Source organism: Marinococcus sp. LNHM3E3-2.2 (assembly GCF_056034385.1).
Genome location: NZ_JBQLIC010000007.1, coordinates 29,274 through 54,181, shown reverse-complemented (window position 1 = coordinate 54,181; position 24,908 = coordinate 29,274). Strand labels below are relative to the sequence as shown.

Sequence of the window (24,908 nt, the reverse complement as noted above, 5' to 3'; positions counted from 1 at the left end):
AATGAAAGAAGTTGAATACAGTAATCATAAACAAAGGCGCTGGTCCTTTTAATTTTTTCAAAACGATGTATAAAAATAATTAATCAAGTATGAATATTCAATTATAATCTGGAGGGAAATAAGAATGGCAGACAAAAAAGTAGTTCTCGCTTATTCAGGCGGGTTGGACACATCAGTAGCAATCAAGTGGTTGAGCAGTCAAGGGTACGAAGTGGTAGCAGTAGGACTTGACGTAGGTGAAGGAAAAGATTTGGAGTTTGTAAAAAATAAAGCACTGGAAGTAGGGGCGGTACAGTCATATACGGTAGATGCAAAGAAAGAATTTGCCGAGGATTTCGTACTTCCGGCCCTTCAGGCACATACGATGTATGAACAAAAATATCCGCTCGTGTCTGCGTTGTCACGGCCGTTGATTTCAAAGAAGCTTGTGGAAATTGCTGAGCAGACAAATGCTGATGCCGTAGCGCATGGCTGCACGGGTAAAGGAAACGACCAGGTAAGATTTGAAGTAAGCATTCAGGCTCTTAATCCGGATCTTGAAGTACTCGCCCCGGTCCGGGAGTGGGGATGGTCGAGAGATGAAGAAATTGCTTATGCGAAAGAAAATGATGTTCCTGTTCCGGTAAACCTCGATAATCCATATTCTGTTGACCAGAACCTCTGGGGCAGAAGCAACGAATGCGGTGTTCTTGAAGACCCGTGGGCTACACCGCCGGAAGGCGCGTATGATCTGACGAACCCGCTCGAAAAAACACCGGACGAAGCAGATATCGTCGAAATTGAATTCAAGCAGGGCAAGCCGGTGGCACTTAACGGCCAGGCCTATGAACTGCAGGATTTGATTTTGGAGTTAAACGACGTTGCCGGTAAGCACGGTGTGGGCAGAATTGATCACGTGGAAAACAGAATGGTTGGAATTAAATCAAGAGAAATTTACGAGTGCCCGGCAGCTATGACGCTGATTCAGGCGCACAAAGAGCTTGAAGATCTGACGCTTTCCAAAGAAGTAGCACACTTTAAGCCGGTTATTGAGAAAAAATTGAGTGAAGTGATTTATGAAGGACTGTGGTTCTCCCAGGTACGGCCGGCTCTTGAAGCGTTTTTGAAAGAAACACAGACTAATGTGACAGGTATTGTACGGGTGAAATTATTTAAAGGCCATGCTATCATTGAAGGAAGAAAATCAGACTACTCCTTGTACAATGAAAATCTGGCTACCTACTCAACACACGACGAATTTGATCATAATGCAGCTGTCGGATTCATTCAGCTGTGGGGTCTGCCTACCAAAGTACAAAGTGCAGTTAACAAGAAAGGTGTTAATGTATGACCAAACTGTGGGGCGGGCGCTTTACAAAACAAGCGGAAGAATGGGTGGATGCCTTCGGGGCATCCATTCCTTTTGACCAAAAACTGGTGGAAGAAGACATCCAGGGAAGTATTGCGCACGTACATATGCTGAAAAATCAGGAAATTATCACTGAAGAAGAAGCCTCCGAAATCCACCGCGGCTTGAAAGCGGTACTTACCAAAGCAAAAAATGGAGAACTGGAGTATTCGGTGCAAAATGAAGATATTCACTTAAATATCGAGAAGTTTTTAATTGATGAAATCGGTCCGGTAGGGGGCAAACTCCATACAGGACGGAGCCGGAACGACCAGGTGGCCACAGATGTTCATCTGTATGTGCGAAATCATACATACACCGTTATGAATTCCATCCGGGCTCTGCAGCAGGCACTGCTCCTGCAGGCAGAGGAGCATGTGGAGACCATTATTCCCGGCTACACTCATTTGCAGCGGGCCCAGCCTATATCCTTCGGCCATCACATGATGGCTTATTTCTGGATGCTTGAGCGGGACTACGGGCGCTTTGAGGACAGCTTAAAACGCACGAACATTTCTCCTCTTGGGGCGGGGGCCCTCGCCGGTACCACGTTCCCTATCGACCGCAGGCAGACTGCAGAAGAACTCGGCTTTGACGATATTTACCAGAACAGCCTGGACGCAGTAAGCGACAGAGATTTTGCCCTGGAATTTATGAGTGCGGCCTCTACGGTCATGATGCATTTATCAAGATTGGCCGAAGAAATGATTTTCTGGTCAAGCCAGGAATTCCAGTTTATTGAGCTCGATGATTCCTTTGCGACAGGAAGCAGTATTATGCCTCAGAAGAAAAATCCGGACATGGCAGAGCTTATTCGTGGGAAAACCGGGAGAGTATACGGTAACCTGATGGGTCTGTATACGCTTTTGAAGGGGCTGCCGCTTGCGTATAACAAAGATATGCAGGAGGACAAAGAAGGACTGTTTGATACCGTGCGGACGCTTGAAGGATCTCTGGACATTTTTGCGGGAATGGTGGAAACAATGGAAGTCCATACGGAACAAATGGCGGAAACAACCAGCAAAGACTTTTCCAATGCGACAGAACTGGCGGATTATCTTGCTGTTAAAGGAGTTCCGTTCCGGGAAGCCCATGAGATTGTCGGCAAGTTAGTACTCGACTGCATTCAGAACAACAAGTATCTTATGGATCTTTCCATGCAGGAATTTAAAGAAGCTAATGAAGCATTTGAAGAAGACATTTATGATGTTTTAAAGCCAGAAACTGTCGTGAGCCGCAGAAACAGTGAAGGCGGCACCGGCTTTGAACAGGTGCGTGCTGCAATCGCACAGGGCAAAAAAATAATAAACCAAGCGTAATAAGCACTGCTTCTGCCCCGTCCAGAGTGACCCTCCGGACGGGGCTTTTTTGGGCGCGGAAGGGCCTGCCGCCTGCAACACCAATAGAAAGCCCCGCATCCTTAAGGATACGGGGGACTTTACCGGTTCTTATTTACGTACAATTAAGACGTCACATTTTGCGTGGCGGGCAATGGCTTCAGAGACGCTGCCGATAAACACACGTTCAACAGCATTCAGGCCTGTAGCCCCGGTGATGATTAAATCTGCTTCATAGTTTTTGGCCAGCTCACGCGGGATCTTTGTTTTTGGAGAACCGAACTCCAACGAGGAGACGACGTCAGGGACTCCTGCATTTTTTGCTTCTGCTGTGTAGTTCTCGAGCAGTTCGTTGCCATATTCTTCTGCTCGTGCAATAATAGTACGGTCATACCGTTCCATTGTAGCGAATGTTCTTGTGTCAATAACATGAGAGATGATTAGTTTCGCCTGCTGCTCCTGTGCGATCTCAACAGATTTTTTGAACGCTGTTCTGGATTCATCTGAGCCGTCGACGGCAACAATAATAACTTCGTATCTACTCAATGCCATCCTCCCCTTCTGTCGTAGGATTTCTCTTTCCTATAGATATTTTTCCCTATTTTTTTAATTTAAAACGATTGTGTGTAGGTAAAAGGATGTGCCGGAGAAACAAGTGAAAAATGTTCAAATAATTTTCACTATTAAATGACTAATGGATGATATAAAGGCGGGTGAATAACGATGAGGCATGCGTTAATTACAGCAGGCACCAAAGGCCTCGGCCGAAAAGTTTCTGAAGCTTTAAAAGAAAAAGGATATACATTGACTATTACTTACCGAAAAAAAGACGAAGCCTATTACAGGATGAAAAAGCAGTGGGAAGAAGAAAGCAGCCGTGTTCAGTTTGTTCAGGGAGATATGGTGTCCAAGCAGGATGTTGAGCGGATGGTGGAGGAGGCTTATGCAGCCTTTGGCCGTCTCGATATTGTCGTGAATAACGCCGGCCCCTACATATTCGAGAAAAAAAGCTGGCAGATTACTCTGATGAAGAATGGCACCGGATGATTGATGGTAATTTAAGCGCTGCCTTTCATTTGGCAAGAAAGGCAATACCTATTATGCGACATCAGCAGTTCGGGCGTTTCGTCACCTATGGTTTCCAAAACGCCCCAACAGCCCCGGGGTGGATTTATCGTTCAGCCTACGCTGCAGCGAAAAGCGGCCTGGTCTCGCTGACAAAATCAATATCAATTGAAGAAGCTTCTCATGGCATTACCGCAAATATGGTATGCCCGGGTGTAGTGACCGGGGATTTTAAGGAAGCAGATATTCATGAAGGCAGAGAGGTGACCGACGACTCCATTCCTGTAGGAAGGCCGGCAACCGGCGGTGATATTGCTAGAACTATTTTGTTTTTAACGGATGACGATGCAGATATGATTACAGGTTCTGTAATTGAAGTAACCGGCGGTGTGGATGTGCTTCATAAACGCAGGTAGATGGAAGGCAGTTTAAGTTAGCTCTGTAAAAGGTATAGTTACCCGGAAACAGTTTTTGATTGCGGAGGAGGATATACATGAAAGTATCTTATCATGGTCACTCAGTAGTAAAGATTGAGACGAACGGCAAAACGATCCTGATTGATCCATTTATTACAGACAACCCACAAACTGATTTAAATGCGGACGAAGTAAAAGCAGATGCTATTCTGCTGACTCACGGGCACTTTGATCACGTTGGCGACACCGTGGATATCGCTAAACGCAATAACGCGCTTGTTGTGGCACCGTTTGAGCTTGCACAGTACCTTGGCTGGCAGGGCGTAGAAACACACCCAATGCACATTGGCGGCGGTTATACGTTTGATTTCGGTCACGTGCAGTTCACACAGGCGTTTCACGGTTCCGGCTACTTCCTTGAAGAAGAGCAAAAGATAATTTATACCGGTATGCCAGGAGGAATTATCTTCGAAGCAGATGGCAAAAAAGTATATCACATGGGTGATACCGGCTTGTTCTCTGATATTAAGCTTATCGCTGAAAGAAACAAGATTGACCTTTTGTTCGTTCCTATCGGTGATAACTTCACGATGGGGCCAAGGGATGCCAAAACCGCCGCGGAATGGGTGAACGCGGATTACACCGTTCCTGTTCACTATAATACGTTCCCTCCTATAGAACAGGATCCGCAGCAGTTTGTGGACTCGCTTTCACCGTTGAAGGGAAAGGCGCTGAAAGCAGGCGAATCCGTCGAACTGTAACAATTAAAAAAACCGTTCAGTCATTAAAACAGACTGAGCGGTTTTTTTTAATGCAATTGACGACAGGCAGTTGAAGGGAGGGTTCTTGAACCGTATAATGTAATAGTACAGATGATATAACAGAAGTAATACAGTTAGAAATTTACGCAGACAGAACGCCCCCGGTAAATGCGTAAATAAAAAGGAAGGTACTGTGCCTATGGCGACCAAACATGAACAAATATTAAACTACATACTTGCCCTGGATGTAGGAGAAAAAATTTCGGTCCGTGGAATTGCAAAGAATTTAGAGGTAAGTGAAGGGACAGCTTACCGGGCGATCAAAGAAGCGGAAAACCAGGGGATTGTCAGTACGATCGAACGAGTCGGCACGATACGTATCGAAAAAAAGCAAAAAGAAAATTTTGAGCGCTTGACGTATGCTGAAGTAGTCAATATTATCGACGGTCAGGTGCTCGGGGGCAGGAACGGCCTGCATAAAACCCTGAACCGTTTCGTTATCGGGGCCATGAAGCTCGAAGCGATGATGCGCTACGTGGAGCCCGGGAATCTTCTGATTGTCGGTAACCGCTATCAGGTGCATAAGCTTGCGCTTGAAGCCGGAGCAGCTGTTTTAATCACCGGTGGATTTGACACAAATGAACATGTTATTTCTCTGGCGGATGAACTGGGGCTGCCGGTAATTACAACGACGTACGACACGTTTACGGTAGCCTCCATGATTAACCGGGCGATCTATGACCAGTTGATTAAAAAGGAAATCGTGGTAGTAAACGATATTTTAATTCCACTTCAGGACACCTATTTTATGACAGTGGATAACACTGTGGAAAAATGGCACGAAATGAACCAGAAAACAGGCCACAGCAGATACCCGGTGATCAGTGAAGACATGAAAATCCAGGGGATGGTGGCAGCGAAGGACGTCCTGGGGGCTTCTGTGCAGACCCCTATTGAAAAAGTAATGACGAAGTCTCCGATTACGGTGAGTGAACGAACGTCTGTAGCTTCGGTAGCCCACACGATGGTGTGGGAGGGAATCGAACTGCTCCCAGTGATGGACGATGCGAAAAAGCTGCTTGGAGTCATCAGCCGGCAGGACGTATTAAAAGCACTGCAGATGGTGCAGCGCCAGCCGCACGTTGGGGAAACCATCGAAGATACGGTGACAAGCCGTTTTCGGGAGGCCCATCCCGGGTCAGGCTTTATGTTTGAATGCGATGTTACCCCGCAGATGACTAATGCGCTTGGGACAGTGGCAAATGGAGTTATTATGTCTCTTGTTACAGAAACCGGCCGGCGCCTGCTGAGAGAATACAAAAAGGGTGACATGGTTGTAGAAAATGTAACACTTTACTTTATCCGCCCGGTACAGATTGAAAGTAAAATTGATTTGAACGGAAAAATTCTTGAAGTGGGAAGAAAACACGGAAAAGTGGATGTAGAACTGTACTACGAAGGTGCAATCGTCGGTAAGGCGATGATGATGGTACAGCTGCTCGACCGCTGATCAATGGAGGAAAGATAATGCAGATGTTTCAGGCAATCATACAAACGATAGAACAATACAGCAAAATCATGATTTACCGGCACGAACGTCCGGATCCGGATGCTCTCGGTTCTCAGGCTGGATTGGCGGCATGGATTAGAAAACAGTTTCCAGACAAGCAGGTGGGTACTACAGGTGAAAATGAACCCTCTCTTTCGTTTTTAACGACGATGGATGAACATTCGTTTGAAGTGGACGCCGAAACCCTGGTTATCGTGTGTGACACTGCCAATATGGCAAGAATCGACGGTGCAGGCTGGGATCAGGGAGCGGCGGTTATAAAAATCGACCATCATCCAAACGAAGATCCATACGGCGAGCCGATGTGGGTAGATACGAAAAAAAGCTCCACTTGCGAAATGATTACTGAGCTGGTGCTGTATGCCCAAAAGTCTTACGGTTGGACAATCCCAAATGAAACTGCCCGCCTGTGCTATGCTGGGATTATCGGAGATACCGGACGTTTCCAGTTCAGTAACACCACGCCGAACACGATGCACATGGCAGCTGAACTGCTTGCATTTGATTTTGACCCGGGAGCAATCTATGCCGAAATGTATAAAAATCCCGAGAGTCTGGTGCGCCTGCGCGGAGAAGTGCTTCAAAACTTTACGCTTACCGAAGACGGAGCAGCCTACATGTACTTAACCCGGGAGCTGCTCGGAAAATACAATGTAACCATTAATGAATCTTCAGCGGTAATTAACTCGTTTGCTGATACAGAAGGAGTCATTGCATGGGTATTTTTTGTAGAAGAAGAGCAGGGTTCATACCGTGTGCGTTTTCGTTCGCGCGGGCCGGTGATCAATCAGCTGGCTGTTAAATACCGTGGAGGCGGCCATACAATGGCTGCAGGAGCGCAAGCAGAGAACAGGAAAGAAACGGAAGATATTATACAGGAGCTTGAAAATATCTGCCGAAATTGGAAGCGGCGGTAAGAACGTTCATCACAGACCAGGCCGAAGGGAGGTGGAGGCGCATGTCACTGCACGCATATTCGGAATACAGCATTTTACAAAGTACTATCCGGCTTGAAAACCTTGTCCGCAAAGCAAAAGAGTACAATTGGCCGGCGGCAGCGGTTACTGACCGGGACACGATGCACGGGGCAGTGGCTTTTTACCGTCTCTGCCGGCAGTACCAGGTGAAGGGTCTCCCAGGGATTGAATTGTGGGTCCAGGGAGACACTAAAGAGGACGAAGAATTTCCGGTGGTTGCGCTGCCGCAGGATAACCAGGGATACGGGCAGCTCATGCGGTGGGCCGGGGACAAGCAGCAGGACAGAAAGGTAACATGGAAACAACTGGCAGAGTCTGCCGGTTGTCTTTTTATCCTGCCGCTTGAAAACAGTGAGCCCGGTACCTTTAAGAATCGCAAAGACGAGTTACATGCGTTTTTTGAAAAATGGAGCAGACGGTTCGGGGCTGATGTTCTTTGGCTTGAAGCACCGCGGGCTGGAGAAGAAATAGAATGGAGAAGGGCTGCAGAGCAATTCGGGCTCCCAATGGCAGCGTCTCCATTAATCAATATGCAGACAACCGAAGAGGAGCGGGCCTACAAGCTGCTGCATGCAGTGAAGAAAGGCAGTGTCTGGAAAGATACCGTGATAGAACAGAGACCTTTCTCGCTCGAAATGTGGCAGCAGGAAGCATCCGTTATGTATGAAGCTGAACATATCAGTAACTGGAAGCGGGCAGCTGATAAATGCCACGTAGATATTTCATTAGGGGAAACGCACCTTCCGGTATTTCCAGCTCCGCGCGGGCAGTCTGCCGGCCTGTATTTAAAAAAACTTGCAGAAAAAGGAATGCAAAAGCGTTATAATGCAGTCTCAGAACAAATGAGAGAGCGTTTGAAGCATGAACTGGATGTCATTATCGATGCCGGCTTCGCTGATTATTTTTTAATTGTGCAGGATTTTGTTGCTTTTGCCAAAAAGCAGGGAATGTATGTAGGACCGGGAAGAGGGTCGGCAGCGGGGTCGCTCGTTTCCTACCTTATCGGTATTACGGATGTGGATCCCCTGCAGTACGATCTTCTTTTTGAGCGGTTTTTAAACCCGGAACGTGCGGCGCTTCCGGACATAGATATTGACTTTCCGGATCACCGGCGGGAAGAGGTGCTGCATTATTTAAGGAATAAATACGGGGACAGCCATGTGGCTCAGATCGTTACATTCAATACGTTCGGGGCGCGGGCGGCAATAAGGGATGCGGGAAGGGTGCTCGAAATTCCTCAGGGGCTCATTAACCGGACGGCTGGTATGTTTTCAAGCGCCGATTCCATTGCCGGAAAAATTGCCAGTGACAAACAGCTGCAGCAGTGGCAGCAGAACGAACCAAAAGTTGACTCCCTCCTTCGGGCGGCTTCCTTTTTGGAAGGGCTGCCGCGTCAGACATCTATTCACGCCGCTGGCATCGTGTTAAGCAGCGAACAGCTGGAAGCCTACACTCCCTTAATGGAGAGAAACGGATCGCTGCTGTTAACGCAGTACCCGATGGAGGACCTTGAAGCTCTCGGACTTGTGAAAATCGACCTGCTGGGGCTCCGGAATTTAACGCTGCTTGAATATATGACCGAGGCTGTTCAAAAGATAGAGAAGAATTTTCAGTTAAGACGCATACCTATGGATGATGAAAAAACGTATCAACTGCTGAGCGGGGGGAAAACTAACGGAATATTTCAGCTTGAATCGGCAGGGATGAAATCTGCTCTGCAGCAGATCAGGCCCGACCGTTTCGAGGATATTGCCGCAGTGAGTGCTCTTTATCGTCCGGGCCCGATGGCTCAGATCCCGTTGTATGCAGAGCGCAAGCATGGAATAAAAGAAATGCCTGAGCTCCCTGAACATATTGAAGATATTGCAGGGTCTACATATGGCATTATCGTATACCAGGAGCAGATTATGCAGATTGCGGTGCAAGTGGCAGGGTATACAATGGGGGAAGCGGACTCCTTCCGGAGGGCTATCAGCAAAAAAAACGCTGTTGAAATGAAAAAAGAAGAAAAACGGTTTCTCGAAAAAGCAGCAGCTTCAGGAGTGCCGAAAACGGAAGCAGAAACAATATTCAGCTGGATTGAACAGTTTGCCAATTACGGCTTCAATAAAAGCCACGCAGTGGCCTACAGCGTTATTTCCTATCAGCTGGCTTATATTAAAGCCCATTATCCGGCCGTGTTTTTCTCTTCATTAATGACAAGTCATGTGCGAAGTGAAGAAAAATTCCTGGAATATCAGCGGGAAGCAAAAGAGCTTGGTATTAGGCTGCTTCCGCCTTCAATCAATCAAAGCGGCTATGGGTTTCGTATTGAGGAAGGAAATCTTCGTTTTGGCTTGAATATCATTAAACAGGCAGGTAAAAACAATATCCAGATGATTTTAAATGAAAGAAAAAGCGGTGGAAGTTTTGAATACTGGCTTGATTTTCTTCACCGCGTGGATACAAGAGCGATTGGCCGTCAGGGGTTTGTGTATCTTATTCAGGCTGGCGTGTTTGATGAATTTGGTGTTGAACGGTCGACGCTGCTCGCTTCGCTTGACCGTTCCCTGCGGATGATCGAGGGAGAACAGGAATTCCAGGAGTTTGGCACAGAGCTGGCCCCGAGAATGCGCTGGATTGAAGCTGAGCCCCTTACCCGCGAAGAAAAGCTTGAGATGGAAAAAGAAGCCTCCGGATACTACTTAAGCGGCCATCCGCTGGATGCCTACAATGAACTTTTTGCTGCCTTCCGGTTATGGGACCTTGGAAGCTCGCTTCCAGCGGATAATCAGCTGCGCTGGGCCGGCGGGTTCGTGCGGACCGTAAAAACCGTGCGAACGAAAAATGGACAGTCCATGTGCTTTCTGACGATGGATGATGGCTCCGGGGAGCTTGAAGTGGTCGTATTTCCGAACGTCTACCGGAATGTAAAATCACTGCTGACAGAAAAATCGATCCTTCTGATTCAGGGGCGCACCGATAAACAGGCCCGCACCAGCAAACTGATTGCAGAGGACTGTCTTTCCCTGCAGGAGCTTGAAAAACAGTCGGAGAATACGCTGTTTGTTAAACTGCCGGCAGAAAGCGGGGAACAGGCGCTGAGCCGGATTAAGCACATACTGCGGCAGTCGCCCGGGGCTGTACCTGTCATCGTCTATGATGAGCAGCAGGAGCGCACCATTCAGCTCGGAAACAGCTTGAAAACAAACGCCGGGGAAGCATGCCTGCGCGAACTTGAAAAGGTTGTTTCAAAAGACTCCATTATTTTAAAACCAAATAAAGATGCCGCTGACTGATTATTCTGTTATAATAGGTAACGTTTATAATTAAAATGAATGAAACACTTGATGTGCTTCTAAAAGCACAGGGTTATAATTAAAATATAAAATATGCTGAAGGAGAGTGGCACCATGCCGACAACCCGCGAGGAAGCACTACATATTCATAAACAGAACCAGGGAAAACTGGAGACGGTCTCGAAAGTACCAGTAAGAAATGGAAGAGATTTAAGTCTGGCCTATTCTCCAGGTGTAGCCGAGCCGTGCAAAGAAATTTTTGATGATAAACAAAAGGTATTTGAATATACAATGAAAGGAAACATGGTAGCGGTTGTATCCGACGGCTCTGCCGTGCTTGGGCTGGGTAATATCGGCCCGGAAGCGTCTCTGCCTGTTATGGAAGGAAAGGCGGTTCTGTTTAAATCCTTTGCGGGTGTGGATGCTTTTCCGATCTGCCTCGAAACAAATGATGTCGACAAAATTGTAGAAACGGTAAAATTAATGCAGCCGACTTTTGGCGGCGTGAATCTTGAAGATATCGCCGCTCCTAACTGCTTTGTCATTGAAGAACGGCTGAAAAAAGAAACGAATATTCCTGTTTTTCATGACGATCAGCACGGCACAGCAATCGTCACTGTAGCCGGGTTAATCAACGCCCTGAAACTCAACAAAAAGCATATGTCTGAAATCCGCGTAGTTATTAACGGGGCAGGTTCAGCCGGCATTGCTATTATTAAACTTCTGCGCCGCTTTGGAGTGAAAGACGTAATTTTATGCGACTCCAAGGGAGCGATTTACGAAGGTCGTCCGGAAGGCATGAATGACATGAAAGCGGAAGTCGCAAAAGTAACGAACAATGAAAATGTTTCCGGGGGATTAAAAGAGGTTGTACAGAATACGGATGTATTTATTGGTGTTTCTGTGGCGGGAGTATTATCGAAGGAAATGGTAGAGTCCATGAATGATGACCCTATCATCTTTGCGATGGCTAATCCGGACCCTGAAATCACTCCGGACGATGCCAAGGAAGCCGGAGCGAAAGTAATTGGCACAGGCCGCTCCGATTTTCCGAACCAGGTAAACAACGTGCTTGCGTTTCCGGGTATTTTCCGGGGTGCCCTTGATGTAAACGCGACCCACATTAACGAGGACATGAAAAAAGCAGCTGTATATGCTATTGCAGAGCTGATTACCGAAGATGAGCTGAACGAAGATTATGTTATTCCAAATCCTTTTGACCCGAGAGTCGCTCCAGAAGTAGCAGCAGCAGTAGCGAAAACAGCGATGGAAACGGGTGTGGCGCGAAAAAATGCTGATCCGGAAAAAATCAAGGAAAAAACAAGAGCTCTTTCTGATATCGAAGAATAGTAAAGACCTATACTCTTAGCCATTGAAGATGTCTGGCTTTTCCTATATATTAGAGCCTGTATGTGATAGACTATGTGGGAGACTAATAGCAGGAGCGATCGCTGACAAAACGGTCGCTCCTGATGTACGTCTGCAAATAAAACAACAGCGCTGCGTTATGTACACCCGCTGAACGGTGAATTGCATTCCGGGACGCTGCAGTCTGCTTGCGTTTTTATTATTTGCGGAGCAGCCAAGCATTAAATATGAAGAAGGTGTCTTTATGATGATCAAAGATTTATTCAGCAAAAGGCGGAAATATGCTTCAATGCCGGCTGAACGGGAACAGCCGAAAACAATGAATGAAGGCGTTATGACAAAGTGCCCTAAATGTAAAACAATTGTGTATACGAAGGAATTAATGAAGCATGCCAATGTCTGTATGCACTGTGGTCATCATATGCCGATGACTCCTTCCGAACGGATCGATTTGATCCTCGATACAGATTCCTTCCGGGAATTAAACCCTCATATGGTTTCGGCAGATCCTCTGGAGTTTCCGGAATACAAAGAAAAGCTTGAAAAGGATCAGAAAAAGACTGGTCATAAAGAAGCTGTCGTCACAGGTGAAGGGACGATCGGAGGCACCCCGGTGGTTCTTGGTGTCATGGACCCGGCGTTCCGGATGGGGAGCATGGGGTCGGTAGTCGGAGAGAAAATCGCACGGGCAATCGAACGGGCGCTTGACCTCCATGCACCCTTTATTCTGTTTTCAGCTTCAGGCGGAGCCCGTATGCAGGAAGGGATTCTCAGTCTCATGCAAATGGCCAAGACGAGTGCAGCGCTGAAAAAAATGGATGAAGCAGGGCTTTTATTTGTATCAGTTATGACTCACCCTACTACCGGCGGCGTTTCCGCAAGCTTTGCCTCTCTCGGAGATTACAATTTTGCCGAGCCGGAAGCATTGATAGGCTTTGCCGGAAGAAGAATAATTGAACAGACAATACGCCAGGAGCTTCCCGAAGACTTTCAGACAGCGGAATTTTTGCTTAAACACGGACAGCTCGACAAGGTACTGCATAGGCAGGACATGAAAAATGTTTTGTCCGCAATCGTGCAGATGCATACGTGAAGGGAGTAAGTGACAATGGAAAATCATCTTCCTTTTGAAAAACCAATCATGGAGCTTCGGAACAAAATCGATGAATTAAAAAGCTTCACAGATGAGAAGGACATTGATTTAAGCGGAGAGATAGAAAAACTGGAACAGCGGCTGGAGCAGCTCGAAGCAGAAGTATATAATAATTTAAAGCCGTGGCAGCGGGTGCAGATCGCGAGGCACCCGGAGCGGCCCACCACGCTGGATTATATCGACAGTTTGTTTGAACAATTCATTGAACTGCACGGCGATCGGCTTTTTGGCGATGACGAAGCGATTGTCGGAGGCATTGCCTTTTTTGAAGGAAGCCCGGTAACTGTTATTGGACATCAGCGTGGACGGGATACGAAGGAAAATGTGCGCCGGAATTTCGGTATGCCGCATCCGGAAGGGTACCGCAAAGCGCTTCGTCTTATGAAGCAGGCCGAAAAGTTCAACCGGCCGGTGATCTGCTTCGTTGATACGAAGGGCGCTTATCCCGGAAAAGCAGCGGAAGAGCGGGGCCAAAGTGAAGCTATTGCGCGTAACCTGATGGAAATGGCCGGGCTGAAAGTGCCGGTAATTAGTGTTGTTATCGGAGAAGGCGGCAGCGGAGGCGGTCTAGCGCTTGGAGTAGCGAATCATGTACATATGTTCGAAAATTCATGGTATTCGACGATTTCTCCAGAAGGGGCTTCCTCTATTCTATGGAAGGATGCTTCATATGCAAGGGAAGCTGCTGAAGCTATGCGTATCACAGCCGGAGATCTGAAGGAATTTGGAGTAATTGATGAGATTGTGAAGGAACCCCGGGGAGGGGCCCATCATGATCCGAAAGAACAGATGGCTATTCTGCGAAAAACGCTTCAGCAGTCTTTGAAGGATCTGCTCGTATTAACGCCGAATGAATTAATAGAATCAAGGTATGAAAAATTTAAGCAGATGGGTACGTTTGAAGAAAGTGATTTTTAGGAAAGCGCCGGGTGGCGCTTTTTTTATGAAATCGAACGGGCCCTTGTTGTTCAGCTGATATTGAAAAAGCCGTACCGGGGACTGTCACAGAGGCCCCCTGTTAGTGCGGCTTTTTGATTAAAGCGGTTTTTTTAAATACAATTACTTTTGTGTCATCGGGTCTATAACGGGTATAATGATAAACAGGAATGCAAAGGGAAGGAGTTATGGAATGAAACGGATTGGAGTACTAACTAGTGGAGGAGATTCTCCGGGAATGAATGCAGCCATACGTGCTGTTGTTCGGAAGGCGATTTATCACGATCTTGAGGTTTACGGGGTTCAGTACGGTTATGCCGGGCTGATCGAAGGCGATATCAAAAAAATGGAGCTTGGCGACGTTGGGGATATTATCCACCGCGGCGGAACGAAATTGTATACCGCCCGCTGTGAAGAGTTCCGTACACCCGAAGGACGCCAGAAGGCAGTGGATCAGCTGAATGCAAGAGGCATTGAAGCATTGGTCGTCATAGGCGGTGACGGTTCCTTCCGCGGTGCTGAAAAATTGACCGAGCTTGGCTATCCGACGATTGGCGTGCCGGGCACAATCGATAATGACATTCCGGGAACGGATTACACAATCGGCTTTGATACGGCGCTGAACACAGTCATCGACGCTATTGATAAAATCCGTGATACCGCCACTTCACATGAGCGTACATACGTTATTGAAGTAATGGGCAGAGATGCCGGTGACCTCGCACTCTGGTCCGGGCTCGCCGACGGCGCAGAGACGATTCTTATTCCAGAAGAAGAGTATGACATGGATCAGGTAGTAAGCCGTCTCCGCCGTGGTCACGCGAGGGGCAAAAAACACAGTATCATCATTATCGCTGAAGGCGTGGGGAGCGGAACAGAATTCGGCCAAAAAATTCAGGAAACGACGAATCTTGAAACGAGGGTGACCGTGCTCGGCCATATCCAGCGCGGAGGCTCGCCAACCGGATTTGATCGTGTGCTCGCAAGCCGTCTGGGAGCAAGGGCCGTGGAGCTTCTTTTAAACGGTAAAGAAGGACGGATGGTCGGCATTGAAAAAAATGAGATTGTTGATAAATCCATTCCGGAGGTGCTTAGGCAAAAGCATCAGGTAGACTCCGGCATGTATAAATTGTCACAGGAACTGTCGATTTAATTCCGGGGTCAACGCAGTGTCACGGATGAAAAGTTTCTATGGTACAATGAACTAGGATTTTAGAGAGAGAACAGGAGGAAAATCATGCGAAAAACAAAAATTGTATGTACGATAGGACCGGCAAGTGAAGCGCCGGAAACGCTGGAGAAATTAATTGAAAACGGCATGAATGTAGCGAGACTCAACTTTTCCCACGGGGACTTTGATGAGCATCAGGCCCGGATTGACAGCATACGTGAAGTTTCTGCCCGCCTGAAAAAAAACGTTGCTATTCTGCTGGACACCAAGGGTCCGGAAGTGCGGACTCATACGATGGAAGGCGGCGCTATTCAGCTTGAAAAAGGACAGCCGCTGATCATCAGCACAGAAGAAGTCGTAGGGACAAAAGAAAAAATCTCTGTCACCCACGATGGCCTTACTGATGATATGGAGGTCGGCAAAAAAATTCTTCTTGATGATGGACTGATTGAGCTTGAAGTAACCGGTATCGAAGACAAGGAAGTTCATACGAAAGTACTGAATAACGGCGAACTGAAAAATAAAAAAGGCGTTAACCTTCCAAATGTGAAGGTCAATCTGCCAGGGATCACAGAAAAAGATGCGGATGACATCGAATTCGGAATTAGAAACAACGTAGATTTTATTGCAGCTTCATTTGTGCGCAGGGCTTCTGACGTGCTGGAAATCCGGGAGCTCCTGGAAAAACACGGAGCTGAAGACACGTTTATCGTGCCGAAAATTGAAAACCAGGAAGGCATCGACAACGTCGAGGAAATTCTGGAAGTATCTGACGGCCTGATGGTGGCTCGCGGAGATATGGGAGTTGAAATTCCGCCAGAAGAAGTACCACTCGTACAAAAGCGTCTGATTAAACGCTGCAACTTCCTGGCAAAGCCAGTCATCACAGCTACTCAGATGCTCGATTCCATGCAGCACAACCCGCGTCCAACCCGTGCTGAAGCAAGTGATGTGGCGAATGCCATTTTCGATGGTACAGATGCTATCATGCTTTCCGGGGAAACAGCAGCCGGGGACTATCCAGTGGAATCCGTGGAAACAATGAGCAACATCGCGCTTAGAGCAGAATCCTCCCTGCAGTACCGGAATACGCTTGATGAAAAAACCAAAGAAAGCAAGCCTTCAATTACCAACTCCATCGGGCAGTCCGTTGCCTATACGGCTTATGCATTAAATGCCTCAGCGATTCTGACCGCCACCGAAAGCGGGTATACTGCACGTATTGTTTCAAAATACCGTCCGGAGTCACCGATCATTGCAGTTACAAGTAATGAACGTGTCTATCGCCGGCTCGCTTTAATCTGGGGCGTTCAGGGACTGCTTGGCACAAAATCGAGTACTACCGATGAAATGCTTGATGTCACCGTAAGCAAAGCTCTGTCGGAAGAGCTTGTCAGTCGTGGGGACCTTGTAGTTATCTCTGCCGGAGTACCTGTAGGTGAAACAGGAACGACTAACCTGATGAAGGTCCACGTGATCGGAGAAACAGTGGCAAAAGGACAGGGCATTGGCCGTTACACTGCATCAGGACGAGTAGTGGTTGCAGGCAGTGCAGAAGAGGCAAATGCCAAAATGACAGAGGGCGCGGTGCTCGTCACTCAAGCAACGGATAAAGATATGATGCCTGCTGTGGAAAAAGCGCTGGCTGTGGTGACAGAAGAAGGCGGCTTGACATCCCATGCTGCTGTTGTAGGACTGAATCTGGGTATCCCTGTAGTAGTCGGGGTTGAAGAAGCCAGAAACTTGTTTGAAGATGGCGAAGAAATTACAGTCGACGCTTCAAGAGGCGACATTTACCGCGGACATGCGAGTGTATTGTAAGAGATTCTGAGAACTAACTATAACCCGGTAATGCTGAAACGACGAAGAAATCTGGATAAATTTTTAAATGAAAGGGGGCGGGCAGATGGGTAAATGGTTTTTATTGCTGTTGATTATTGTACCGGCCGCAGAAGTAGGTGTATTAATATTATCCGGCAACACGATCGGCATATGGCCGACAATTGCACTCATTATTGCGACCGGGCTGCTTGGGGCCTGGCTTGCGAAACGGGAAGGCCTGCAGGTGTTCCGTACGCTGCAGATGCAGACGCAGCGGGGGGAGATGCCTGGGGATATTGTTCTGGATGGTGTCTGTATTCTTGTTGGCGGCACGCTGCTGCTCACCCCGGGATTTATCACAGACGCTCTCGGTTTCAGCCTGTTAATTCCGTGGTCGAGAAGAGGAATGAAAGCCGTTTTAAAGAAATGGTTTAAAAAAATGGTGGATAACGGGAATATAAGAGTGATGGGGCGCAGGTGGTAAGCCTGCTCCCGATTGAAACTTCTGAAAACTTTCCGGGCGTACATGACATGAAATTGTCAAATGTGGTAGGATTATTAGGAGCGTTTAATTTGGAAGGATGACCATGCATTGTTATCGCAAGCCTCAGTTTTTTTACTTATACTGCTTGCGGTGGGGATTTTCGCAAAAAACCAGTCATTAATCATAGCTGTCGCTGCTTTAATCGTTATTAAATGGACAGGACTGGGCGATAAAATATTTCCGTTTATGCAGGCAAAAGGCATTGAAATTGCTGTTACTATTTTGACATTTGCGGTTCTGGTCCCCATTGCTACTGGGGACATTGGCTTTCGCCAGCTCGGTGAAGCAGTTCGTTCCTATTATGCATGGATTGCGCTCGCCTCGGGCATACTGGTGGCGCTTATTGCCAAGGGTGGTGTAGAGCTTCTTCAGACAGATCCGCATATCACTACTGCACTTGTGCTTGGCACCATTTTAGCAGTAGCTCTGTTTAACGGTATTGCCGTCGGGCCTCTTATCGGGGCCGGCATCGCTTATATTGCAATGAGAGCCGTGGAGTGGTTTTCCTCTCTCGGCGGATAGACGGCTGAATAACAGCCGGAGGTATCTCCGGCTGCCTTAACAGGGAAAAAGTCATTATTGTATACACAATTGAATGCGCTATACCTCCAAAAAGTTGCAGTGCAATGGGCTTTTATGTCAAAAACAGACCAACCGTTCTGTTTTCGAAGCGTATGTTTTATTAAAAGGAAAATGTAAGCATTTTCTTCTTCAGTACATACGCTATACTTTTTGAATTAAAGGAGAGATTGTGTAATGAGTTCAACTCGTGGTTTAGAAGGCGTTGTAGCTACTACTTCCAGTGTCAGCTCCATTGTTGATGATGTATTGAGATACCAGGGCTATCATATTGATGACCTGACAGAAAATGCCTCTTTTGAAGAAGTTATTTATCTGCTTTGGTACGGGGAGCTTCCAACCAAAGAAGAATATAATAATTTCCGTCAGTCGCTCATGGATAATATGAGTGTACCGGATGAAATTTTTGAATATATGAAACAGTATCCGGTCGATAAAGTGCGCCCTATGGCTGCTCTTCGTACTGCAGTTTCGCAGTTGAGCCTTTACGACAGTGAAGCTGATGACATGAGCGAAGAAGCAAACCAGCGTAAAGCGGTGCGGCTGCAGGCACAAATTCTATCTCTCGTTACAGGTTTTGCAAGAGTTCGAAAAGGAAAAGACCCGATTAAGCCTGATCCTGCACTGAGCTTTTCTGCAAACTTTTTGTATATGCTAAACGGAGAAGCACCAGATGAAACATCGATTAAAGCGTTTAACAAAGCGATGATTCTGCATGCTGACCATGAACTGAATGCATCTACATTTACTGCCCGTGTTTGTGTAGCCACCCTTTCGGATATGTATTCTGGAGTAACAGCGGCTATCGGCGCATTAAAAGGCGAGCTTCACGGCGGCGCCAATGAGCGTGTAATGGGGATGCTGACAGAAATCGGAACCCCGGAAAATGTGGACAGCTATGTGCAGAAGCTTCTTGATAACAAAGAAAAGATTATGGGATTCGGGCACCGGGTATATAAAAATGGCGATCCTCGTGCCAAATACCTGCGCGAGATGTCCCGTCAGCTGACAGAAGTTACCGGTGAATCAAAATGGTATGACATGTCGATGAAAGTTGAAGAAAAAATCGAAAACGAAAAAGGTCTTCTGCCGAACGTGGATTTCTTTTCAGCGTCTGTATATCACAGTCTCGGCATTGACCACGACTTGTTTACACCGATTTTTGCCGTCAGCCGTACGTCCGGATGGATCGCTCATATTCTTGAGCAGTATGAAAATAATCGTTTAATCCGTCCGCGTGCAGAATATGTCGGCCCGGAAAATAAAACGTATGTTTCTCTTGACGAACGGTAAACTGGAACTGAAATTGTGGAAAACGGTGCTTCGTTTTCCTGCTTCCGCTTATTCAGCGTCCCGGGCATGATTTGATGTCCGGGTAAAAAAGAAAAGTTGATCACATTAAAGGAGGATTTATTTTATGTCTAACGGAGAAAAGATTCAAACTAATAATGGTAATTTAACGGTGCCAAACGAACCAATCATCCCTTATATCGAAGGGGACGGCATTGGTCCGGACATCTGGGCTGCAGCAGAGAAAGTATTGGATGCAGCTGTAGAAAAAGCCTATAACGGTGAAAAGAAAATTCACTGGAAAGAAATTCTTGTAGGTCAGAAAGCTTACGATAAAACAGGCGAATGGCTCCCGGAAGAATCCCTGGATGCTATCCGTGAATACTTAATCGCTATTAAAGGCCCGCTCACCACTCCTATCGGTGGAGGCATTCGTTCCCTGAACGTAGCACTTCGCCAGAAGCTTGACTTGTTTACATGCCTGCGTCCGGTACAGCACTTTACAGGCGTACCTTCCCCGGTAAAGCGTCCGGAAGACGTTAACATGGTTATTTTCCGTGAAAACACTGAGGACATTTATGCCGGTATTGAATTCCAGGAAGGCACAGATGAAGTGAAAAAAGTAATCGACTTCCTGCAAAATGAAATGGGCTCCGAAAACATCCGTTTCCCTGAAACATCCGGTATCGGTGTAAAACCTGTTTCCAGAGAAGGCACTGAGCGCCTCGTCCGTGCTTCTATTCAATACGCACTCGATGAAGGCCGTGAAAGTGTAACCCTCGTACACAAAGGAAATATTATGAAGTTCACCGAAGGCTCCTTCAAAAACTGGGGCTACGACCTTGCAGAGCGTGAATTCGGAGATAAAGTCTTCACATGGCGCGAATACGATGAAATCGTAGAAAAAGAAGGCAAGGAAGCAGGAAACGCTGCTCAGGATAAAGCGGTAAGCGAAGGCAAAATCATCGTAAAAGATGCTATTGCAGACATCTTCCTGCAGCAGATTCTGACACGTCCGAAAGAGTTTGATGTAGTAGCCACTATGAACTTAAACGGAGACTATGTTTCCGACGCACTGGCTGCGCAGGTTGGCGGCATTGGTATTGCTCCAGGCGCCAACATCAACTATGAGACAGGACACGCTATTTTCGAGGCTACACATGGCACAGCGCCAAAATATGCCGGCCTGGACAAAGTGAATCCTTCCTCTGTTATCCTTTCCGGAGAACTGCTGCTTCGTCACCTTGGCTGGAATGAAGCTGCCGAGCTTGTGCTTCAATCCATGGACAAAACCATCGGAAGCAAAGTCGTAACCTATGACTTCGCCCGTCTGATGGACGGTGCAAAAGAAGTGAAGTGCTCTGAATTCGGTGACGCTCTAATCAGCAATATGTAATCCAATCAATTGATAGGAGATGAGCATGCATGGCTATTACGCGCAGAAAAGTATCAGTTATAGGTGGCGGCTTTACAGGTGCTACTACGGCTCTTATGGTTGCCCAGAAAGAGCTTGGGGATGTAGTGCTTGTAGACGTCCCGGACAATGAAGGGCCGACAAAAGGAAAAGCACTCGACATGCTCGAGTCGACTCCAGTATATGGGTCGGATGTTAATGTGACCGGCACCTCGGATTACGCTGATACAGCTGGATCGGACATTGTCGTAATCACAGCAGGTATTGCAAGAAAGCCGGGGATGAGCCGGGATGATCTGATTAATACAAACGCAAAAATCATGAAATCTGTCACAAAAGAAGTGGTGAAGCATTCGCCGGAATGCATTATTGTCGTGCTCACCAATCCGGCAGATGCAATGACATATGCGGTGTACAAAGAATCCGGCTTTCCTAAAAACCGTGTTATCGGTCAGTCCGGAGTACTCGATACGGCACGCTTCCGTACGTTTGTCGCCCAGGAAACCGGCATTTCCGTTGAAGACATCCAGGGATTCGTTCTTGGTGGCCACGGAGATGACATGGTACCGCTGATCCGTTACTCTAACGCTGGCGGAGTGCCGCTGACTAAGCTCATATCCCAGGAACGTATTGACGCAATCATTGAACGCACGCGCAAGGGCGGAGGGGAAATTGTGCAGCTTCTCGGTAATGGGAGTGCTTATTACGCCCCAGCCGCCGCTCTCACGGAAATGGTTGAAGCGATTTTAAAAGATAAAAAGCGAGTGCTTCCATCTATTGCTTTTCTTGAAGGCGAATATGGATATAATGATCTTTACCTCGGGGTACCGACCATTCTTGGCGGTAACGGGTTGGAAAAAATTATCGAGCTCGAGCTGACAGATGAAGAACAAAATCAATTGAATACTTCTGCTGATTCTGTTCGTGATGTCATGAAGGCATTACCGAACGATTAAAGAAGTGCTGAAGCTGCCTGTACGATACAGGCAGCTTTTTTTATGCCATCAGGAGAAAAGCGATAAACATTGAGCTGTATGACTCGCTTATAGTATGATGAATGTGACAGATGTAGCAGCTCGGGAAAATAATCAGTGCCAAGGGGGGCGCTGAGAGGCGGAGGGTTCATATGGCAACACGGTTATTGGTAGTAGACGATGAAGAATCCATCGTAACGCTGTTAAAATACAATCTTGAGCAGTCGGGATACGTGGTGGATACAGCTTACGACGGCGTGGAAGCACTCCGGAAAGCACAGGAGGTAAAGTACGATTTAATTGTGCTCGATCTAATGATTCCAGAGATCGACGGCCTTGAAGTGTGCCGGAAAATCCGGACAGAAAAGATTCAGGTACCAATTTTGATGCTGACGGCAAAAGACGAAGAGTTTGATAAAGTACTCGGTCTTGAACTGGGAGCCGATGATTATATGACAAAGCCGTTCAGTCCTCGTGAGCTGGTTGCCCGTGTCAAGGCGATCATGCGCAGAGTGGACTATTCCGGACAGGAAACGGAAATGGAAAAGATAGAAAGAAAAAGCATCGGCCACTTAACAGTGTATCCGGAAAATTATGAAGCATATGTAAAAGAAGAAGCGCTTGAGCTGACGCCGAAGGAATTTGAGCTGCTCGTGTACTTAATTAACCATAAAGGACGGGTGCTTACGCGTGACCAGCTGTTGAATGCAGTATGGAATTACGAATTTGTCGGAGACACGAGAATCGTTGATGTACATATCAGTCATCTGCGTGAAAAAATTGAACCGAATACGAAAAAACCGGTATACATCAAAACGGTCCGCGGCCTTGGCTATAAATTTGAGGAGCCGGCACCTGCATGAGGAGATTCCGTACCCGCCTGATCGTAGCTCTGATGGCGATTATTTTAATCGTTTTGACCGTCGTAGGGCTTGTGATCGGACAGATTGTCCGTTCTCTTTACGTGGATGAGCTCGAGAACAGTCTGGAAAGGGAGGCCAACCTTTCTGCCTCGATTGCTGAAGAACGAAATGAAGAAAGCTGGGAAGCACTGGCACAGAATATCAGCAGCCAGCTGGATGTCCGTGTGACGATTATGGATGAAAACGGAACCGTGATTGGAGAAACTGAAGCGGAGCCTGAAGAACTCGATAACCATTTCGGGCGTCCGGAAATAGAATCAGCGCGGGAAAACGGTGAAGGCAGTAATCTGCGGTACAGTGAGACGGTGGAAGCAGAGCTCCTTTATTACGCTGTGCCATTTTCGTATGAAAACGATACGCATTATATGAGGCTGGCTATTCCTGTTGAACGGATCAATGCCACTAACTGGCTGATCTGGGGAACTTTGATTGGGAGCTTTGGTATCGCGCTTCTGATCATTTTATATATTACAACAAAAGTGACAAATCAGTTGACGAAACCAATTACTCAGGCTACAAGAACGGCCAATGAACTGGCTAAAGGAAATTTCAGCGCCAGGGCTTATGGAAGTACGCAGGATGAAGTCGGTCAGCTGACCCGTTCGATTAACGTGCTCGCATTTAATCTTGAAAGTGTGACAAAGGAAAATCAGGAGCAGCAGGAACGGCTTGAAACGCTGATCAATACGATGGAAAGCGGCCTGGTATTTATAAACAGCCGCGGCGAAATTACGTTGATGAATGCCTACTGTGCCCGTATTTTTAAGGAAGACACAAGCCAGTGGCTCGATTTACTGTACTATGAAGCAATGGACGAGAAAGAGATCATTAAGCTTATCCAGAAAATATTTTTAACAGAGAGCCGGTCCAGTGCCACTGTGCAGATGCTTCATGAACTTGAAGTGCGTTTTTTCCACGTCTACGGTGCTCCGGTGCTGGGGGAAAAAGATGAGCTGCGCGGCATTGTGCTTGTTTTGCATGATATTACAGAGCTGAAAAAGCTGGAGGAAGTGCGGAAAGATTTTGTCGCGAACGTATCACACGAATTAAAAACGCCGGTTACTTCCGTAAAAGGCTTTACCGAAACGCTCCTGGACGGGGCTATGCATGACGAAGCGCTAAGCAGACAGTTCCTGGATATTATTTGGAAAGAAAGCGACCGGCTCCAGGATTTAATCAGTGATCTTTTGGAGCTTTCAAGAATTGAGCAGGATTATTTTGAATTAAACCGGTCACGATTCGATGTGAGCAATACGGCTGCAGAAGCCGTCCGCCTGCTTGAGCCTAAAGCGATTGATAAACATTTGCTGCTTACTTCGCGTGTGGACGCAGGAATTTATATGGATGGGGACGAAGCCCGGTTGAAACAAATTATTATCAACTTGGTCAATAACGCCATTATTTATACAAAAGAAGGCGGGGAAGTGCAGGTCCGGTTGTTTAAAGAAGCAGAGGAAGTAGTGCTTGAAGTAGAAGACAACGGCATCGGTATCAGTCCCGAGCAGCTGCCGCGTATCTTTGAGCGGTTCTATCGTGTTGATAAAGCGAGAAGCCGCGGTTCGGGCGGCACCGGGCTCGGACTTGCTATTGTTAAACATCTGACGGACGCCCACGGCGGCCGTATCGAAGTGAATAGCACCAGGGACGCAGGAACGGTATTCACACTGCGTTTTCCCGGGGAGAGACAGCCCGTAGAGGAAGAATTTACAAATTCTTAACCTCCGGTAAACGACCTATTTACATTTATGCGATAACATAGTGGTCGAACGGGTTTTCATCCGCTGTCTGTTTTTGTAGCGGGCTGCATCCCCTCTGGAACGAAAGCACCCCTTGGCTTTCGTTCTTTTTTTATGCTTTTTTCAGGTAGACATTCTGACGCTGTCCACGGTGTATGATAAAATATAACGATGAACGTGAAAGCCCGCTTGATGAAGTACATAAGAA

19 protein-coding genes and 1 pseudogene are annotated in these 24,908 nt (G+C 47.1%); 19 read left to right on the top strand and 1 reads right to left on the bottom strand.

The genetic code is table 11. From position 1 onward, the window contains the following. The first annotated feature begins 124 nt into the window (after positions 1–124). Complete coding sequence (locus ACTRXF_RS10665) at positions 125–1,330, top strand: argininosuccinate synthase (protein ID WP_322526553.1); 1,206 nt, start codon at positions 125–127, stop codon at positions 1,328–1,330. Further along, complete coding sequence (gene argH / locus ACTRXF_RS10660; RefSeq protein WP_474261896.1) at positions 1,327–2,706, top strand: argininosuccinate lyase; 1,380 nt, start codon at positions 1,327–1,329, stop codon at positions 2,704–2,706. Before ACTRXF_RS10665 ends, argH begins: the two co-directional genes overlap by 4 nt. Positions 2,707–2,835: 129 nt before the next feature. Here argH and ACTRXF_RS10655 read toward each other — a convergent pair whose 3' ends face one another. Continuing rightward, a complete protein-coding gene (locus ACTRXF_RS10655) occupies positions 2,836–3,276 on the bottom strand; it encodes a universal stress protein (protein ID WP_091614868.1) in 441 nt (146 codons plus the stop codon). Between the two features lie 171 nt (positions 3,277–3,447). Here ACTRXF_RS10655 and ACTRXF_RS10650 point away from each other — a divergent pair. The 17 genes and pseudogenes from ACTRXF_RS10650 (at position 3,448) to pnpS (ending at position 24,682) form a co-directional block, all read left to right on the top strand. Further along, positions 3,448–4,205, top strand: a pseudogene (locus tag ACTRXF_RS10650) (SDR family oxidoreductase). A 77-nt stretch (positions 4,206–4,282) separates the two neighbouring features. Further along, positions 4,283–4,966, top strand: a complete 684-nt coding sequence (locus ACTRXF_RS10645) for a metal-dependent hydrolase (protein ID WP_474261898.1) — start codon at positions 4,283–4,285, stop codon at positions 4,964–4,966. 199 nt (positions 4,967–5,165) lie between these two features. Then, the gene (locus ACTRXF_RS10640) at positions 5,166–6,476 is read left to right on the top strand and encodes a DRTGG domain-containing protein (protein WP_474261899.1); all 1,311 of its coding nucleotides are present in this window, start codon (positions 5,166–5,168) and stop codon (positions 6,474–6,476) included. Between the two features lie 17 nt (positions 6,477–6,493). After that, a complete protein-coding gene (locus ACTRXF_RS10635; protein WP_474261900.1) occupies positions 6,494–7,453 on the top strand; it encodes a DHH family phosphoesterase in 960 nt (319 codons plus the stop codon). Between the two features lie 41 nt (positions 7,454–7,494). Next, positions 7,495–10,791, top strand: coding sequence for a DNA polymerase III subunit alpha (locus ACTRXF_RS10630; RefSeq protein WP_474261901.1), 3,297 nt, complete (start codon positions 7,495–7,497; stop codon positions 10,789–10,791). A 114-nt stretch (positions 10,792–10,905) separates the two neighbouring features. Further along, the gene (ystJ, locus tag ACTRXF_RS10625) at positions 10,906–12,141 is read left to right on the top strand and encodes an NADP-dependent malic enzyme (RefSeq protein ID WP_022793097.1); all 1,236 of its coding nucleotides are present in this window, start codon (positions 10,906–10,908) and stop codon (positions 12,139–12,141) included. Positions 12,142–12,406: 265 nt separating this feature from the next. Next, positions 12,407–13,252, top strand: a complete 846-nt coding sequence (accD, locus tag ACTRXF_RS10620) for an acetyl-CoA carboxylase, carboxyltransferase subunit beta (protein ID WP_462865667.1) — start codon at positions 12,407–12,409, stop codon at positions 13,250–13,252. Positions 13,253–13,267: 15 nt separating this feature from the next. Beyond that, a complete protein-coding gene (locus ACTRXF_RS10615) occupies positions 13,268–14,230 on the top strand; it encodes an acetyl-CoA carboxylase carboxyltransferase subunit alpha (RefSeq protein ID WP_022793099.1) in 963 nt (320 codons plus the stop codon). 211 nt (positions 14,231–14,441) lie between these two features. Next, positions 14,442–15,401, top strand: coding sequence for a 6-phosphofructokinase (pfkA, locus tag ACTRXF_RS10610; RefSeq protein WP_474261902.1), 960 nt, complete (start codon positions 14,442–14,444; stop codon positions 15,399–15,401). An 84-nt stretch (positions 15,402–15,485) separates the two neighbouring features. After that, positions 15,486–17,240 (top strand): pyruvate kinase, encoded by a 1,755-nt coding sequence (pyk, locus tag ACTRXF_RS10605; RefSeq protein WP_474261903.1) that lies wholly within the window; start codon positions 15,486–15,488, stop codon positions 17,238–17,240. Between the two features lie 85 nt (positions 17,241–17,325). Further along, positions 17,326–17,724: an FxsA family protein gene (locus ACTRXF_RS10600; RefSeq protein WP_474261904.1), complete on the top strand. Its 399-nt coding sequence runs from the start codon at positions 17,326–17,328 to the stop codon at positions 17,722–17,724. 108 nt (positions 17,725–17,832) lie between these two features. Further along, positions 17,833–18,306, top strand: coding sequence for a DUF441 domain-containing protein (locus tag ACTRXF_RS10595; protein WP_022793103.1), 474 nt, complete (start codon positions 17,833–17,835; stop codon positions 18,304–18,306). A 234-nt stretch (positions 18,307–18,540) separates the two neighbouring features. Further along, positions 18,541–19,656, top strand: coding sequence for a citrate synthase (citZ, locus tag ACTRXF_RS10590; RefSeq protein ID WP_474261905.1), 1,116 nt, complete (start codon positions 18,541–18,543; stop codon positions 19,654–19,656). 124 nt (positions 19,657–19,780) lie between these two features. Beyond that, positions 19,781–21,049, top strand: coding sequence for an NADP-dependent isocitrate dehydrogenase (icd, locus tag ACTRXF_RS10585; protein ID WP_022793105.1), 1,269 nt, complete (start codon positions 19,781–19,783; stop codon positions 21,047–21,049). 29 nt (positions 21,050–21,078) lie between these two features. Next, positions 21,079–22,023, top strand: coding sequence for a malate dehydrogenase (gene mdh / locus ACTRXF_RS10580; protein WP_474261906.1), 945 nt, complete (start codon positions 21,079–21,081; stop codon positions 22,021–22,023). Positions 22,024–22,193: 170 nt separating this feature from the next. Next, positions 22,194–22,904: a response regulator transcription factor gene (locus ACTRXF_RS10575; protein WP_474261907.1), complete on the top strand. Its 711-nt coding sequence runs from the start codon at positions 22,194–22,196 to the stop codon at positions 22,902–22,904. Then, positions 22,901–24,682 carry a two-component system histidine kinase PnpS gene (pnpS, locus tag ACTRXF_RS10570; protein ID WP_474261908.1) on the top strand — a complete coding sequence of 594 codons (1,782 nt, stop codon included), beginning with the start codon at positions 22,901–22,903 and terminating at the stop codon, positions 24,680–24,682. Before ACTRXF_RS10575 ends, pnpS begins: the two co-directional genes overlap by 4 nt. Positions 24,683–24,908 lie beyond the last annotated feature (226 nt).

Excerpts from the sequence above, each read along its gene's own strand:
- pnpS (WP_474261908.1), top strand. The coding sequence starts at position 22,901 with ATGAGGAGATTCCGTACCCGCCTGATCGTAGCTCTGATGGCGATTATT.
- argH (WP_474261896.1), top strand. The coding sequence starts at position 1,327 with ATGACCAAACTGTGGGGCGGGCGCTTTACAAAACAAGCGGAAGAATGG.
- ACTRXF_RS10635 (WP_474261900.1), top strand. The coding sequence starts at position 6,494 with ATGCAGATGTTTCAGGCAATCATACAAACGATAGAACAATACAGCAAA.
- ACTRXF_RS10655 (WP_091614868.1), bottom strand. The coding sequence starts at position 3,276 with ATGGCATTGAGTAGATACGAAGTTATTATTGTTGCCGTCGACGGCTCA.
- ACTRXF_RS10615 (WP_022793099.1), top strand. The coding sequence starts at position 13,268 with ATGGAAAATCATCTTCCTTTTGAAAAACCAATCATGGAGCTTCGGAAC.
- accD (WP_462865667.1), top strand. The coding sequence starts at position 12,407 with ATGATCAAAGATTTATTCAGCAAAAGGCGGAAATATGCTTCAATGCCG.
- pyk (WP_474261903.1), top strand. The coding sequence starts at position 15,486 with ATGCGAAAAACAAAAATTGTATGTACGATAGGACCGGCAAGTGAAGCG.
- citZ (WP_474261905.1), top strand. The coding sequence starts at position 18,541 with ATGAGTTCAACTCGTGGTTTAGAAGGCGTTGTAGCTACTACTTCCAGT.
- ACTRXF_RS10645 (WP_474261898.1), top strand. The coding sequence starts at position 4,283 with ATGAAAGTATCTTATCATGGTCACTCAGTAGTAAAGATTGAGACGAAC.
- ACTRXF_RS10600 (WP_474261904.1), top strand. The coding sequence starts at position 17,326 with ATGGGTAAATGGTTTTTATTGCTGTTGATTATTGTACCGGCCGCAGAA.
- ACTRXF_RS10630 (WP_474261901.1), top strand. The coding sequence starts at position 7,495 with ATGTCACTGCACGCATATTCGGAATACAGCATTTTACAAAGTACTATC.
- mdh (WP_474261906.1), top strand. The coding sequence starts at position 21,079 with ATGGCTATTACGCGCAGAAAAGTATCAGTTATAGGTGGCGGCTTTACA.
- ACTRXF_RS10640 (WP_474261899.1), top strand. The coding sequence starts at position 5,166 with ATGGCGACCAAACATGAACAAATATTAAACTACATACTTGCCCTGGAT.
- ACTRXF_RS10665 (WP_322526553.1), top strand. The coding sequence starts at position 125 with ATGGCAGACAAAAAAGTAGTTCTCGCTTATTCAGGCGGGTTGGACACA.
- ystJ (WP_022793097.1), top strand. The coding sequence starts at position 10,906 with ATGCCGACAACCCGCGAGGAAGCACTACATATTCATAAACAGAACCAG.
- icd (WP_022793105.1), top strand. The coding sequence starts at position 19,781 with ATGTCTAACGGAGAAAAGATTCAAACTAATAATGGTAATTTAACGGTG.
- ACTRXF_RS10575 (WP_474261907.1), top strand. The coding sequence starts at position 22,194 with ATGGCAACACGGTTATTGGTAGTAGACGATGAAGAATCCATCGTAACG.
- pfkA (WP_474261902.1), top strand. The coding sequence starts at position 14,442 with ATGAAACGGATTGGAGTACTAACTAGTGGAGGAGATTCTCCGGGAATG.